The organism is Cupriavidus sp. 96C5-1, from assembly GCF_057798855.1.
Genome location: NZ_JBYOJU010000048.1, coordinates 59632 through 72059, shown reverse-complemented (window position 1 = coordinate 72059; position 12428 = coordinate 59632). Strand labels below are relative to the sequence as shown.

Annotated in this window: 15 protein-coding genes and 2 pseudogenes; 8 read left to right on the top strand and 9 right to left on the bottom strand. The window is 65.7% G+C overall.

Annotated elements, in window-relative coordinates; genetic code table 11:
* The 7 genes and pseudogenes from AC3FOF_RS36460 to AC3FOF_RS36430 form a co-directional block, all read right to left on the bottom strand.
* Window positions 1-534 (bottom strand): phospholipase effector Tle1 domain-containing protein (locus tag AC3FOF_RS36460; protein ID WP_488729378.1); only part of this gene is annotated, 534 nt, incomplete at its 3' end.
* On the bottom strand, window positions 531-1103 hold the full coding sequence (locus tag AC3FOF_RS36455; protein ID WP_276268277.1) for a DUF3304 domain-containing protein: 573 nt from the start codon (window positions 1101-1103) through the stop codon (window positions 531-533). The genes AC3FOF_RS36455 and AC3FOF_RS36460, both read right to left, overlap by 4 nt.
* A 12-nt stretch (window positions 1104-1115) precedes the next feature.
* Window positions 1116-1457 (bottom strand): hypothetical protein, encoded by a 342-nt coding sequence (locus AC3FOF_RS36450; RefSeq protein WP_276268278.1) that lies wholly within the window; start codon window positions 1455-1457, stop codon window positions 1116-1118.
* Entirely contained in the window at window positions 1454-2041 is a 588-nt protein-coding gene (locus AC3FOF_RS36445) for a DUF3304 domain-containing protein (RefSeq protein ID WP_276268279.1), read from the bottom strand. The genes AC3FOF_RS36450 and AC3FOF_RS36445 overlap by 4 nt, the downstream gene beginning before the upstream one ends.
* A gap of 29 nt (window positions 2042-2070) precedes the next feature.
* A pseudogene (locus AC3FOF_RS36440) lies at window positions 2071-2229 on the bottom strand (DUF2235 domain-containing protein); the annotation flags it as partial.
* A 195-nt stretch (window positions 2230-2424) separates the two neighbouring features.
* Entirely contained in the window at window positions 2425-2943 is a 519-nt protein-coding gene (locus AC3FOF_RS36435) for an Hcp family type VI secretion system effector (RefSeq protein WP_488729377.1), read from the bottom strand.
* A 312-nt stretch (window positions 2944-3255) separates the two neighbouring features.
* A pseudogene (locus AC3FOF_RS36430) lies at window positions 3256-3360 on the bottom strand (IS5/IS1182 family transposase); the annotation flags it as partial.
* On the opposite strand from AC3FOF_RS36430, the gene AC3FOF_RS36425 reads away from it, so the two are divergent.
* The 5 genes from AC3FOF_RS36425 (at window position 3357) to AC3FOF_RS36405 (ending at window position 7355) form a co-directional block, all read left to right on the top strand.
* Window positions 3357-3533: a hypothetical protein gene (locus AC3FOF_RS36425; protein ID WP_430869537.1), complete on the top strand. Its 177-nt coding sequence runs from the start codon at window positions 3357-3359 to the stop codon at window positions 3531-3533. The pseudogene AC3FOF_RS36430 and the gene AC3FOF_RS36425 overlap by 4 nt on opposite strands.
* A gap of 479 nt (window positions 3534-4012) precedes the next feature.
* On the top strand, window positions 4013-5011 hold the full coding sequence (locus AC3FOF_RS36420) for a Bug family tripartite tricarboxylate transporter substrate binding protein (RefSeq protein ID WP_276264938.1): 999 nt from the start codon (window positions 4013-4015) through the stop codon (window positions 5009-5011).
* Window positions 5012-5081: 70 nt separating this feature from the next.
* Window positions 5082-6434: an acyclic terpene utilization AtuA family protein gene (locus AC3FOF_RS36415; RefSeq protein WP_017228279.1), complete on the top strand. Its 1353-nt coding sequence runs from the start codon at window positions 5082-5084 to the stop codon at window positions 6432-6434.
* Window positions 6435-6470: 36 nt separating this feature from the next.
* A complete protein-coding gene (locus AC3FOF_RS36410; protein WP_488729376.1) occupies window positions 6471-6821 on the top strand; it encodes an AtuA-related protein in 351 nt (116 codons plus the stop codon).
* Window positions 6822-6971: 150 nt separating this feature from the next.
* Window positions 6972-7355, top strand: coding sequence for a TipAS antibiotic-recognition domain-containing protein (locus AC3FOF_RS36405; protein ID WP_017228281.1), 384 nt, complete (start codon window positions 6972-6974; stop codon window positions 7353-7355).
* Between the two features lie 60 nt (window positions 7356-7415).
* Here AC3FOF_RS36405 and AC3FOF_RS36400 read toward each other — a convergent pair whose 3' ends face one another.
* Window positions 7416-8198 (bottom strand): IclR family transcriptional regulator, encoded by a 783-nt coding sequence (locus tag AC3FOF_RS36400; protein WP_276264936.1) that lies wholly within the window; start codon window positions 8196-8198, stop codon window positions 7416-7418.
* Between the two features lie 340 nt (window positions 8199-8538).
* Between AC3FOF_RS36400 and AC3FOF_RS36395 the strand changes: the two genes are divergently transcribed.
* From AC3FOF_RS36395 to AC3FOF_RS36385, 3 genes are all read left to right on the top strand, one after another.
* Window positions 8539-9645: an S-(hydroxymethyl)glutathione dehydrogenase/class III alcohol dehydrogenase gene (locus AC3FOF_RS36395; RefSeq protein WP_017228283.1), complete on the top strand. Its 1107-nt coding sequence runs from the start codon at window positions 8539-8541 to the stop codon at window positions 9643-9645.
* Between the two features lie 8 nt (window positions 9646-9653).
* The gene (gene fghA, locus AC3FOF_RS36390; RefSeq protein WP_017228284.1) at window positions 9654-10505 is read left to right on the top strand and encodes an S-formylglutathione hydrolase; all 852 of its coding nucleotides are present in this window, start codon (window positions 9654-9656) and stop codon (window positions 10503-10505) included.
* 380 nt (window positions 10506-10885) lie between these two features.
* A complete protein-coding gene (locus AC3FOF_RS36385) occupies window positions 10886-11275 on the top strand; it encodes a hypothetical protein (protein WP_488729375.1) in 390 nt (129 codons plus the stop codon).
* A gap of 7 nt (window positions 11276-11282) precedes the next feature.
* Here AC3FOF_RS36385 and AC3FOF_RS36380 read toward each other — a convergent pair whose 3' ends face one another.
* The gene (locus AC3FOF_RS36380; RefSeq protein WP_276264934.1) at window positions 11283-12281 is read right to left on the bottom strand and encodes a GlxA family transcriptional regulator; all 999 of its coding nucleotides are present in this window, start codon (window positions 12279-12281) and stop codon (window positions 11283-11285) included.
* Between the last annotated feature and the right edge of the window lie 147 nt (window positions 12282-12428).

The following is a 12428-nucleotide window of genomic DNA, read 5'->3' as shown; positions in this document are numbered from 1 at the left end:
GGGCGGCCCCTTGCCATCAGGAAAGCGCATGCGCATGCGCTTGAAGTTGATGTCGGCGCTCATCTGTTTGACGAGGGCGAGGTCTTCGGCTTCTTCGGTCAGTCGCTTCTGGAAGGCATAGCGGTGCAGGTTGTTCTGCAATTGCAGCAATGCCCAGTTGATGCGCGCCTCGCCACCCCAGCCGGCGGCGGCACCTGCAGCGGCATGCAGGCCCACGCCGGCATCGCCGACGCCCTTCCAGAACTCGGTGCCGACGCCGGGGACGTAGGTACCGAATCGGTACTGGCGGTCTTCACCTTCGCGACGCAATTCGTCGAAAACGTCGTACAGCCGCGCGACATTGCTATGCGACTTGGGCTCCGTGTCGTACTTACGGTTGTTGCGTGTACCGTCGAAGAAGAAGCCGAGATACAACGTGCGCTGGCACGACATGGCGTCATCGGGCGACTCGGTGCATGTAATGCCTCGGCGCTCGTTCTGTGTGAGTGCCCACGGGTTCTCGCTCACGTTGTCGGGTAGCCGCGAAACGGTCATGGTTTGACTTCCTCCTTGCGTTGGCTCGGGTTCTCCATCCATGAAGAAGTGGGTGGAAAGCACTTGGGATTGCCTGGGAACTGTCGGCGGCACTCGAAGGCGGGTTCCAGCAGTCCCTCCGGGAAATCCTCATGACCTGGGTCGACACGGGTTGGAAAGAGTCGCAAGACCCCGTTTGGAAAGAAGGCGACCCACAGCATCGTCACGCCGCCAGGTCTGTACTGTTGATACGGCTCCGTGGCCACCTCGCGCTTGTATAGGGCGTGGTGGTCTTTGTTGTAGAGCGACTCGTCGCGCCAGCGGATGGTCAACTTGTAGTTTGGATCCCATTTGTGAGTTACTTCGGCAGAACCTGCAACCTTGCCTCCCCCTGCGTGGGCACTCATGCTGCCGGCCCACGACTCATTGACGTACACCGCATCCAGATAGTCGTCGGAGTAGTTAAGGATGCTGACCCGGAGCGGCACCATGGTGTCTTCGTGTGCCGCAGCAGGCGCATCTGATGGCTTGCAAGCCGTCAGCGCGAGCAGCAGGGCGATTTGCAGGAAGCGTGTCAGAGTGTTACGCATCGCGTTCTCCCGTCAGTGGATGTGCGGGGCGACGCGCGGCCGATGCGGATCAGCTTCGCGTCGTCGGTCGCGCGGCTGCGCCCAGCCGCTGTGGCCGTTGGCCAGTTCCGACATCAACCCTTGCCGCGCTTCGTCGAAGACGTCGTACAGCCGCGCGACATTGCTATGCGACTTGGGCTTCGTGTCGTACTTACGGTTGTTGCGTGTGCCGTCGAAGAAGAAGCCGAGATAGAGGGTGCGCTGGCACGACATGGCGTCGTCGGGCGACTCGGTGCAAGTGATGCCCTTGCGCTCGTTTTGCGTGAGTGCCCACGGGTTGTCGCCCATATTGTCGGGCAGTCGGGAAATCGTCATGGCGTCTTGTCCTCCGTGTGGGCGGCCTTGCCCTTTCTCATGAGGTCCCAGAGTTGGGGTGGACCTTCACAATGCGCACTACCGGGGTGCTCCTTGCGGCATTGCAGTTTTGGAGCAAGCAGTCCCTCCGGGAAATCGGGATGCCCTGGACCCACCAGAGTAGGGAAGAGCTTGGCGACACCTCCGGGGAAAAAGGCCACCCAGAGAAACGTCATGCGCCCGCGCTCATCCAACTGATAGGGTTGCGTGGTCAGCTCCCGCTCATAGAACGCGTCAGGGCTCTTGAGGTAGAGCGGCTCGGTGCGCCAGCGGACGGTGAGCTTGTAGTTCGGGTCCCACTGGCGAGGGACTTCCGCGTGGCCAGCGAAGCCTCCTCCTCCGGCATGCTTGACCATGCCACCGGACCAGGAGCCGTTGACGTACACCTCGTCGATATAGTCATCGGTGTAGTTGAGGATGCCGACCTGCAACGGCACCATGGTGTCTTCGTGTGCTGTTGCGGCGGCGGGGGCATCGGATGGCCTGCAAGCCGCCAGCGCGAACAGCAGGGCGATCTGCAGGAAGCGTGTCAGAGCGTTACGCATTGCGTCCTCCAGTGAGTGGCTTTGCGGGGCGACAGCTTCGCATCGTCGGTCACGCCGCGGCCTTGCCCGCCCAGTCGGTAGCCGCCGCCCACGTCCGAGTGCACGCCAGGGTAGACCACTTCCTCCACGTTGGGCCCGGAGGCCACGTCCACCGGAAACGAGCCGCGCACCTCGTGCCCCGACACCACGCGACGACGTCGAGGTCGATCTTGCCGTCCGTGCCGTGGATGGTGAAGGTGAAGCGCAGGTCGGATTGGGTGGGCATGGCCGCTTCCTTGAGCAACGCGTGGACGACCGGCAATTCAGCCGGTCGTCCGGGTCAAGCCGATGTGATCGCCGAAGGCGACCGCAGATGTCCGCGGACGCCTTCGGTGCGTTTGCGCTTATGCTTCCTGGGGCTTGCGCCAGTCATCCGAGGCTTCGGTGCCGACGATGGCGTGGGTCCAGGTGATCTTGCGATAAGCCATGGCGACCTTGACCAACTGGGTGTACTCGGCTTTGCTCGCGTCCTGCGCATGCGGCAGCACGGTGTTGATGTTGACGATGGTGGCGTCTTCGAGCTTGGTGGTGAAGAAGTGCTCTTGCTTGCCTTCGGTCGAGGTGCGGTACCACTTCACTTCCACTTCGGGGAGCATTTCACCGGAGGCCAGGGCCTGGTACAGCAGCGGCGTGGCCTTGTTGAGCGGCGAGGTGAAGGTGAACGGCTTGTGCACACGCTGGCCGGACGGCTGGCCGCTTTGCGGGTCGGTCGGCGTCGCGATCAGGTGCTCGACTTCCTGGACCAGGATCTGATCTTCGTGACCTTCCTGATAGACGTTGCCCACCGAGTCGGCGGTGAAGGCGCCCTGCGTGATGTTGCCTTGGGTCTTGCCCTGGATGCTGATGTAAGCGGGTGTCGGCATGGCGGTGACTTCCTTTTGCGTGTTAGCGATGAGAGAGAGGCCGGGAGGCCGTCTTGCCAATGAATGGCAGTACCCCATAAGGCAAACACCGTGCCAATGGCGGTGATCGTCGTCTTTATCCTATATAAATCAATGGTTTGATAAGCGTGATGAGCATGCTCAACGCGACGCCGTGGATGTATGCGCCGTGGAAATGCGGCTTTTCTGCGGAAATCGGGCCATTAATGGCCCGGTCAATCGCTAAGGTATTGATTAATAGATGGATATAGGCGGGCCAAAAATGGCTCGCCGGGCCATTTTTGGCCCGCTTTGACGCTTGATGCCAGAGACTTTCTTGCCCGCGTCATAGCCCTTCAGGGTCGCCGTGCCCGTGTTCTTCACGCTCTGTGCGTCCACGATCAAGAACGCGCTGCATGCGTTGCGCCCCAGTCTCTCCCGCGGTGGCCAGCCAGCCGGTCGTTATGGCGGCCCCGCCCGCACCGGTGTACTCGCCGCCGCCGGGCTATTGCTATCGCGATTACGATCGCGCCTATGTCCCGTGCGCGCCGCAGCCGGTACCCTACTACTACCAGCAGGCGCCGGGATATTGAGCTTGGCAGCCCGGCAGCACCATCCCAGGTGCCCTTCCTGACGGTCCGGGCCTGCCGGATGGCCCGTGCGGCACGCTGCCGGTCAAAGCCCTGCTGGCGCCCGCCAGTTGAGCGGCAAGCCGTTAGTTGCGGCGGCTGCCTCCCCTCGCGCTAACTCCACCGTCCGCACCCGCCCGTTCCGCCGGATCGGCATCCGACGCGCTGACTCGGTCAGCCGCACCCACCTCCCGGGCCACGCGCTGGCCTCCCTCATCGATTGCAAAGACTGGCGCAGCCAGCACCGCATCATCCGCGGCACAGCATGGACGCCGCATGAATTTTCATTCAGTGAAAATTTATGGTTAATGTTTGACCTTCAAACTGCCACATGAATAAGATCGGCCAAGAAATATTTCATTAAACGAAATGCCGCGGCGCATTCGCGCACGCGGCAAAACCACGAAGCGCCGCCCTACGGGCCAGCGCCAGCGAGGAGACAGATGAACCGACGCGCCACCCTTCGCCTGGCCGCCATGGCCGGCGCCGCCCTGTGCGCCCAGCTTGCGCTGCCGGCTTGCGCGGCAGACAAGGCCCCCGACAACTACCCGGCCAAGCCACTGCGGCTGGTGGTCCCCTTCACGCCCGGCGGCACCACCGACATCCTCGCGCGCCTGGTGGCGCTGGGGATGGGAGAGGCGCTGGGCCAGACCGTGGTGGTCGACAACCGGCCCGGCGCGGGCGGCAATATCGGCGCCGAAGCCGTAGCCAGGGCGGCCCCCGACGGCTACACCTTGCTGATGGGCACACTCGGCACCCAGGTCACCAACCAGTTCATCTACGCCCGCATGCCCTACGACTCGGCCAAGGACTTTGCGCCGGTGACGCTGGTGGCAAACTCGCCCAATGTGCTGCTGACCAATGGCACGCTGCCGGTCAGGTCGGTGACAGAACTGATCGCGCTGGCCAGACAGCGTCCCGGTGGCCTGAACTATGCCTCCACCAGCACCGGCGGTTCGCCGCACCTGTCCGGCGAACTGCTCGACAGCATGGCGGGCGTGAAGATGCAGCATGTGCCTTACAAGGGTGCGGCGCCGGCCATGACCGACCTGCTGGCGGGCCAGGTCAACCTGATGTATGACAACCTGCCCTCGGCGCTGGCCCAGATCCAGGCTGGCAAGGTCCGCGCGCTGGCGGTGACCGGCCCGCAGCGCGCACCGGTCCTGCCGGACGTGCCCACCGTGGCGGAATCCGGCCTGCCCGGCTACGTGGTGAATTCCTGGTTCGGCCTGCTGGCGCCGGCAGGCACGCCACCGGCACTGGTGGCGCGGCTGCAGCAGACCGTGGCCCGCATCCTGGCCACCCCCGAGGTAAAGCATCGCATCGAACAGCTTGGCGCCGTGCCGGGCGGCGACTCGCCGGCCGCCTTCGCTGCCGTGATCCGCGCCGATACGGAGAAATGGTCGCGCGTGATCAAGCGCGCCGGCATCCAGGCGCAATAAATACGAGGCAATAAATACGAAGCAATAAGCACGAAACGGCCAGCACGGCACGACCAACCAGGAATCCCCCATGGCAGCAAAGACCATCCGTATCGGCTCGGGCTCGGGCTGGTGGGGCGACCGCGTCGAACCCGCGGCGCTCAGCGCGCAGTACGGCAAGCTCGACTTCCTCTGTTTCGAAACCATGGCGGAAGCCACGGTATCGGCTGCACAGGTCCGCAAGCGGCGCGATCCCACCTTCGAAGGCTACGACACCTATCTGGACGAGCGCATGCGCGCAGTGCTGCCGCACTGCATCGCGCAGGGCACGCGCATCGTCAGCAACCAGGGCTGGATCAATCCGCTTGCCGCGGCGCGGCGCATCGCGCAGCTCTGTGCGGAGCTGGGACTGCCCGGCGTGAAGATCGCCGCCATCACCACCACCGACCTGACCGGCAACATCTGCGACGCGCCGCTGGACATACTGGAAAGCGGCGCTCCCATCGCCACGCTGCGCGACTCGCTGATTTCCGCCGAACCGTACGAGGGCGCGGAACCGATCGTACGGGCGCTGGAAGCCGGCGCGCAAATCGTGGTAACCGGCCGCGTGGCGGATCCTTCGCTGTTCCTGGCGCCGATGATGCATGCCTTCGGCTGGATGCCGCAGGACACGGCATTGCTGGCCCGGGGCAGCGCCATCGGCCACCTGCTGGAATGCGGCGCACAGGTGACCGGCGGCTACTTCGGCGACCCCGGCTACAAGGATGTGCCCGAGCCATGGAACCTCGCCTTCCCCATCGCCGAGGTGGATGCCAGCGGCACCGCCGTGATCTCCAAGGTGGCGGGCACCGGCGGGCGCATCGACCTGCAGACCGTGAAGGAGCAGATGTTCTACGAGGTGCACGACCCGCGCCGCTACATCACACCCGATGTGGTGGTGGATTTCACCACGGCGCAACTGGAACAGGTGGGACCTGACGAGGTACGTATCAGCGGCGTGAGCGGAACGCCGCGCACCGCTACGCTCAAGGTATCGCTGGGCTGCACCGAAGGCTTTATCGGCGAGGACATGTTCTTCTACGCCGGGCCCGGCTGCCTGGAAAAGGCCCGGCTGGCCAAGACCATCCTGGAGCACCGTTTCCAGCGGGCCGGGCTGGACGCGCAAGCGCTGCGCATCGACTTTCTCGGCGTCGACGCCATCCACGGCGCGGCCTCGCCCGCGCCGGCCTGCGAGCCCAACGAGATCGCCGTGCGCGTGGCCGCGCGCACCCGCACCCGCGCCGAGGCCGCCAAGGTCGGGCGGGAGATCGACAGCATGGCGGTATGCGGGCTGGCCTCCACGGGCAAGCGCGTACCGCACCAGGAACGCACACGCGAGATCATCGGCGTCTGGTCGGCCCTGGTGCCGCGCACGCAGGTCAGCTCCGATATCCATTTCCTTTGATCTTTTCCCCCTTTGACCTGCCGCGAGGCACATGACATGAAAGCTCCACTCAGGCGCCTGGCGCATACCCGCTCGGGCGACAAGGGCGATATCTCCAACACCGCGGTGATCGCCTATGAACCCGCGTTCTATCCTCATCTCAAGGCCCAGCTCACTGCCGAGGCCTTCAAGGCGCTGTATGGCGGCGTGGTCACGGGCAAGGTCGAACGTTTCGAGGCCGACGGGCTTCAGGTGCTCAATTTCGTGGCCCATGGCGCGCTCGGGGGCGGCGTTTCGCGCAGCCTCGCGCTCGACAACTACGGCAAGGCGCTGGCCAGCGCGGTGTTGCGCTTCGAGGTGGAGGTACCGGAGGCGCTGCGGCCGCTGCTGCACGGGCCGGCCAGCTGAAAGGCCGGACACGGCGATGGCGGAGCCATGCGAAACCGCTTTCTGTCGACAAAGCGGAAACGGGAGCAGAAAAAGAGGAATCTTCTGATAATACCGGCGCGCCATGCCCGATATGATTTTCCTATTCATTCCCGGCAAGGACAGGAAATCATGATTTCAGACCGCCTCGACTCCGCATATCAAGAAAAATGCCGGGACATTCTGAATGAGGAGCAGGCGAGAAGCCTCTCGGAGACGAACGGCTGGGAGCACGTTGACCGGGCAAGGGTTCACGCGGACTGGGATGCCTTTTACAAGGATCTATCGAAATTCATCGACACGTCGGATCCGACGGACGAACATATTCAGGGGCTGGTTCACCGGCATCACGAAATCTCCTGCCGCTTTTATACCCCGAGCCGGGAAGCTTATATTGGAATGGCTTTGCTTTACAGCGAAAATCCCACCATGAGAAATTTCCATAATGCCTACCACCCCGGAATGGTAGCGTTCCTGAGCAGTGCCATGCTCGCCTATGCCCTGGAAAACCTCTGAAAATCCTTCAACAGGCGTGGAACGCAGCCGTCCGCCAGCCGTGCATCGGCGCATGCCACGCTAAGCTGGCAAGGCCCGGCGCGCCCAGGCGCTGGTAACCCGTCGCGCCTCCTCCTTCAGCAAGCGCGCCATCCTGGCCTCCCGAGCCAGGATGCGTTCGCTCAGCGCCGCGACGCTGAGCGCGCCGATGGGCCGGCCTTCGTAGTCGAGCAGCGGCACGGCGATCCCGCCCATCTTGTCCACCACCCAGTCCAGGAACAAGGCATAGCCCCTCCCGCGCGCCGCTTCGATCTGCTCCCCGATCACTTCGGGCGTCAGGCGGGGATAGCGCACACGTTGCGCCTTTCCCAGCCGCGCCCGGACGGCGCGCTCGGCTTCCGGCATCCAGGCCAGCACCGCCAGGCTGCCGGCGCCCACCCCGAGCGGCCGGCGCGTACCGATCTCCACATAGTTGGCACGGATCGGGAAGGTGCCCAGTTCGATATCCGCCACCACCGATTCGCCACGGCTGGCCAGCGTCAGAACCGCCGTATCCTCGAACGCTTCCACCAGCCGCTCGAGGCTGGGCCGCGCCAGGGCGCGCAGGTCGACACGGCGCTGCGCCACATCGGCCAGCTGGAAGATCTCCGGGCCGATGCCGAAACGGCGGCTCGCGTCCCTGCTCACGAAGCCTTCCGCCACCAGCAGCTCCAGCAAGCGGGAGGCCGTAGCCGGGTCGAGGCCAGTGGCGCGCGCCACATCGGAGAGGCGGCGAACCTGCGGATCGGACAAGGCCCGCAGTATCCATAGCGCGCGCTGCACGGGCGAGGCCCGGGAGGTGGGCGGTTCGGGTCCGGTACTCATCCCTGGAGCGGATAGATGGGCACGGTAGCCGGAGCGGCAGACAGGCAACACGGCGAGGACATTGGGCTTGAGCGGCTGCGCGTGGGTGAAGCTGGCATTAGAGCGGCAGCCGCGGAGATGGTCAACAAGCCGGCCACCCGACCCGCGATTTTGGCCAAACTGGGGGCGCCCCGGGCCAAAAGCGCCGCTTCCGGCGTCCGTGGCCAGTCCGAAGGACGTATAGTCTCTGCAGACGAAAAGCACCGCCCCGGCACCCCTTGAAGCCGGGCGCGCGCACTGGTTTTCGCCCCCGGACATCGAGCCGGCAGCCAGGCTGCCGCCGCCACCAAGGAACGCAATCATGAAGACCAAAGCCGCCATCGCCTGGAACGCCGGAGCCCCGCTGACCGTGGAAGACGTGGACCTGGACGGCCCGCGCGCCGGAGAAGTGCTGGTGGAGATCAAGGCCACCGGCATCTGCCACACCGATTACTACACCTTGTCCGGCGCCGATCCGGAAGGCATCTTCCCCGCCATCCTCGGCCATGAAGGCGCCGGCATCGTCACCGACGTGGGTCCGGGCGTGAGCTCGCTCAAGCCCGGCGACCATGTCATTCCCCTCTACACGCCGGAATGCCGCCAGTGCAAGTTCTGCCTGTCGCGCAAGACCAACCTGTGCCAGGCCATCCGCAGCACTCAGGGACGGGGCCTGATGCCCGACGGCACCTCGCGCTTTTCCATCGACGGCAAGCCCATCTTCCATTACATGGGTACCTCCACCTTCGCCAACCACATCGTGGTGCCGGAAATCGCGCTGGCCAAGATCCGTCCGGACGCGCCCTTCGACAAGGTTTGCTATATCGGCTGCGGCGTGACCACGGGCGTGGGCGCGGTACTGTTCACCGCCAAGGTGGAAGCCGGTGCCAATGTGGTGGTGTTCGGCCTGGGCGGCATTGGCCTGAACGTGATCCAGGCGGCCAGGATGGTCGGCGCCGACAAGATCATCGGCGTGGACCTGAACCCGGGCCGCGAAGCCATGGCGCGCAAGTTCGGCATGACCCATTTCATCAACCCGAACGAAGTGGAGAACGTGGTGGACCACATCGTGCAGCTTACCGATGGCGGCGCCGACTACTCCTTCGAATGCATCGGCAACACCAAGGTCATGCGCCAGGCGCTGGAGTGCTGCCACAAGGGCTGGGGCAAGTCCATCATCATCGGCGTGGCCGAGGCCGGCGCGGAAATCTCCACCCGCCCGTTCCAGCTGGTGACGGGCCGCGAATGGAAGGGCTCGGCCTTCGGCGGCGCGCGCGGCCGTACCGATGTGCCGAAGATCGTCGACTGGTATATGGAAGGCAAGCTCAATATCGACGACCTGATCACCCACACCCTGCCGCTGGAGCGCATCAACGAGGGCTTCGACCTGATGAAGCGCGGCGAGTCGATCCGCTCGGTCGTGCTGTACTGAGGCCGGCCATGCTCGAACTCCTTTCCGAACACGGTTGCTGCGGCGGCGTACAGCGCTTTTACCGGCACGCCTCCAGCGCCATCGGCCTGCCGATGCGTTTCTCGGTGTTCCTGCCCCCGCAGGCGCTGGCCCGGCCCGAACAGCGCCTGCCCGCGCTGTTCTACCTGGCCGGCCTGACCTGCACCGAGGAAACCTTCATGATCAAGGCCGGCGCCCAGCGCTTTGCCGCCGAGCACGGCCTGATCCTGGTGGCGCCCGATACCAGCCCGCGCGACACCGGCATTGCCGGCGAGGCCGAGGCATGGGATTTTGGCGTGGGCGCGGGCTTCTACCTGGATGCCACGCAGGCGCCATGGAGCCAATACTGGCGCATGGAAAGCTATGTGACGGAGGAGCTGTTCGGGCTGGTCACCACGGCGCTGCCCGCCGATCCGCGACGCGTTGGCGTGTTCGGCCACTCGATGGGCGGCCACGGCGCGCTGGTGCTGGCGCAACGGCATCCCGCACGCTTCCGCTCGGTGTCGGCCTTCGCGCCGATCGCGGCGCCGACGCGCTGCCCGTGGGGTCACAAGGCCCTTGGCCGCTACCTGGGCGATGATCGCGCCACCTGGGAGCAGTACGACGCCAGCGCACTGATGGCGCGCCAGGCGGCGGCACCCTTCCCGCGCGGGATTCTGGTGGACCAGGGCCTGGCGGACAAATTCCTGGCCGAACAGCTCTATCCCGAAGCCCTGGAAGCGGCCTGCGCCGCCGTCGGCCAGCCGCTGACGCTGCGCCGGCACGCGAGCTACGATCACGGGTATTACTTCATCTCGACGTTTATCGAGGACCATATCCGGCACCACGCGGCGCAGCTCTGAACCGCGCTGTTGTGGCGGGGGCACCGCCCCCCGCCGGCCATGCCGCAGCGCTGGGGCATTGCACTGCGCTCCTACTGAAGCGGCGGGCGGGTGCCCTCCGCCGGTCATGCTCTCCCGTTTACCTCCCTCCTTCCCCTGACCGCCAGGCGCCTGACGAATCGGGCAGAATCCGGGGCAGGCCACTCCAGCGCAGCCGGCGCCGCTTGGTAATACCTTGAAACGGGCTGGCTACCGCTGAAACAGAATCCGCCCGGCGGCGCCTTGCACTGCGTCCGGCCGCGCTGCTAGCATCCGGCGAGATCGCGCGCCTGCATCGTCCGAAAGCGGGCACGGCCCCGTGGCCGGCCACCGCGGTAGCGACAATCCCGAAGGATTTCACGATGACCCGCAGCGCCCGCACTCTCCGCCTGATTCCCCTGGTGACCACGCTGTTGCTGTCGCCCGCCGCCTTCGCCCAGGGTTCGCCCGCCGGCGGGGACGAAGCCATGAACGCGATCAACAGCAACTTTGCGCGCATGACGCCGCCGCCACGCACGGTGGACAGCATCAACCAGGAACTGCGGCAAAACCATGCCGCACCGCTCCAGACCGGCGGGCGAGGCGGTGGCCGTGGCAGGGGCCGCCAGCGCTCGCAGGACAGCGGCACCCAGAACGGTCCGGCAGGTGCCGCTGCCGACACCCCGGCAAGCCAGGATGCCGCGCTGCACACCAACGCGCCCGGCACCGCCACCGGCCCGGCTGCCGCGCCTGCCAATTCCGCCAGCCAGTAAGGCCCGCCTAGCCCTGCACGGCCCCGAAGCGCTCGCGATACTCGCGCGGCGTGATGCCCAGCTGGCGCAGGAAGGCGCGCCGCAAGCCCTCGTCGGAACCGAAGCCGGTACGCGCGGCAATCGCCTTGAGCGGCAGGTCGCCTTGCTCCAGCAGCCGCCGGGCGCCTTCGATCCGTGCCGATTCGATAAACGCCATCGGGCTGGCGCCCGCCTCGCGGGCGAATACGCGGCGGAAATTCCGCTCGCTCATCGCGACCCGCGCCGCCATCCCGGCCAGCGTGAAATCATGGGCCAGGTCGGACAGGATCCAGTCCTGCACGCCGCGGATGCCTGCGTGGCTGGTGGCCTGGCTGGCCAGATGCAGGCTGTACTGCGATTGCCCGCCAGGGCGCTTGAGGTACACCACCAGTTCGCGCGCCAGATCCAGCGCCAGTTCGCGCCCCAGGTCCTCCTCCACTACCGCCAGCGCCAGGTCGATGCCGGCGGTCACCCCAGCCGAAGTCCACAGGTTACCCTGCCGGATAAAGATCGCGTCGGCGTCCACCTCCACCGCCGGGAAGCGCTGGCGCAGCAGCGCCGCCACGCTCCAGTGCGTGGTGGCGCGGCGCCCGTCGAGCAGGCCCGCCGCGGCGAGGAAGAACGTGCCCGAGCACAGCGCGATCAGCCGCCCGATGCGCGGGGCCACCGCGCGTGCCCAGGGCACGATGCCCCGCGCCTCGTCCATGGCGCGCTCGATGTCGCGTGCGCCGACGATCAGTGCGATATCAGGCAGCAGCACGGTGTCGAGCCGAGCCGTGGCTTCCAGCGTCATCAGCGTGTCCGAGCGCACCGGACCGGTCTCCAGCGCCACCACGCGCGTGGCATAGGCCGGCGGCTGCCCGCGCTGGGACAGCCGCACATTGGCGTAGTCGAACACCGTCATCGGGCCGACTGCCTCCATCGCCTTGAATCCGGGATACACCACGATATCCACCCGCCTCGGGGCGGCAACTGCCTGCGCTTGCATCGGCCTGTCCGGGATGAAAACCGGCGATCTTACCCCACTACCGCCACCCGCCGCCGCGCGGGTACAAGCATATGCAGCCGCCGCATTAGTCGCTGCGCGTGCAAGCTTGTGCCAACAAATTCGTTCTATTGCAGCGAACCAGTTCTT

Excerpts from the sequence above, each read along its gene's own strand:
- AC3FOF_RS36455 (WP_276268277.1), bottom strand. The coding sequence starts at position 1,103 with ATGCGTAACACTCTGACACGCTTCCTGCAAATCGCCCTGCTGCTCGCG.
- AC3FOF_RS36450 (WP_276268278.1), bottom strand. The coding sequence starts at position 1,457 with ATGACGATTTCCCGACTGCCCGACAATATGGGCGACAACCCGTGGGCA.
- AC3FOF_RS36445 (WP_276268279.1), bottom strand. The coding sequence starts at position 2,041 with ATGCGTAACGCTCTGACACGCTTCCTGCAGATCGCCCTGCTGTTCGCG.
- AC3FOF_RS36435 (WP_488729377.1), bottom strand. The coding sequence starts at position 2,943 with ATGCCGACACCCGCTTACATCAGCATCCAGGGCAAGACCCAAGGCAAC.
- AC3FOF_RS36425 (WP_430869537.1), top strand. The coding sequence starts at position 3,357 with ATGCGTTGCGCCCCAGTCTCTCCCGCGGTGGCCAGCCAGCCGGTCGTT.
- AC3FOF_RS36420 (WP_276264938.1), top strand. The coding sequence starts at position 4,013 with ATGAACCGACGCGCCACCCTTCGCCTGGCCGCCATGGCCGGCGCCGCC.
- AC3FOF_RS36415 (WP_017228279.1), top strand. The coding sequence starts at position 5,082 with ATGGCAGCAAAGACCATCCGTATCGGCTCGGGCTCGGGCTGGTGGGGC.
- AC3FOF_RS36410 (WP_488729376.1), top strand. The coding sequence starts at position 6,471 with ATGAAAGCTCCACTCAGGCGCCTGGCGCATACCCGCTCGGGCGACAAG.
- AC3FOF_RS36405 (WP_017228281.1), top strand. The coding sequence starts at position 6,972 with ATGATTTCAGACCGCCTCGACTCCGCATATCAAGAAAAATGCCGGGAC.
- AC3FOF_RS36400 (WP_276264936.1), bottom strand. The coding sequence starts at position 8,198 with ATGAGTACCGGACCCGAACCGCCCACCTCCCGGGCCTCGCCCGTGCAG.
- AC3FOF_RS36395 (WP_017228283.1), top strand. The coding sequence starts at position 8,539 with ATGAAGACCAAAGCCGCCATCGCCTGGAACGCCGGAGCCCCGCTGACC.
- fghA (WP_017228284.1), top strand. The coding sequence starts at position 9,654 with ATGCTCGAACTCCTTTCCGAACACGGTTGCTGCGGCGGCGTACAGCGC.
- AC3FOF_RS36385 (WP_488729375.1), top strand. The coding sequence starts at position 10,886 with ATGACCCGCAGCGCCCGCACTCTCCGCCTGATTCCCCTGGTGACCACG.
- AC3FOF_RS36380 (WP_276264934.1), bottom strand. The coding sequence starts at position 12,281 with ATGCAAGCGCAGGCAGTTGCCGCCCCGAGGCGGGTGGATATCGTGGTG.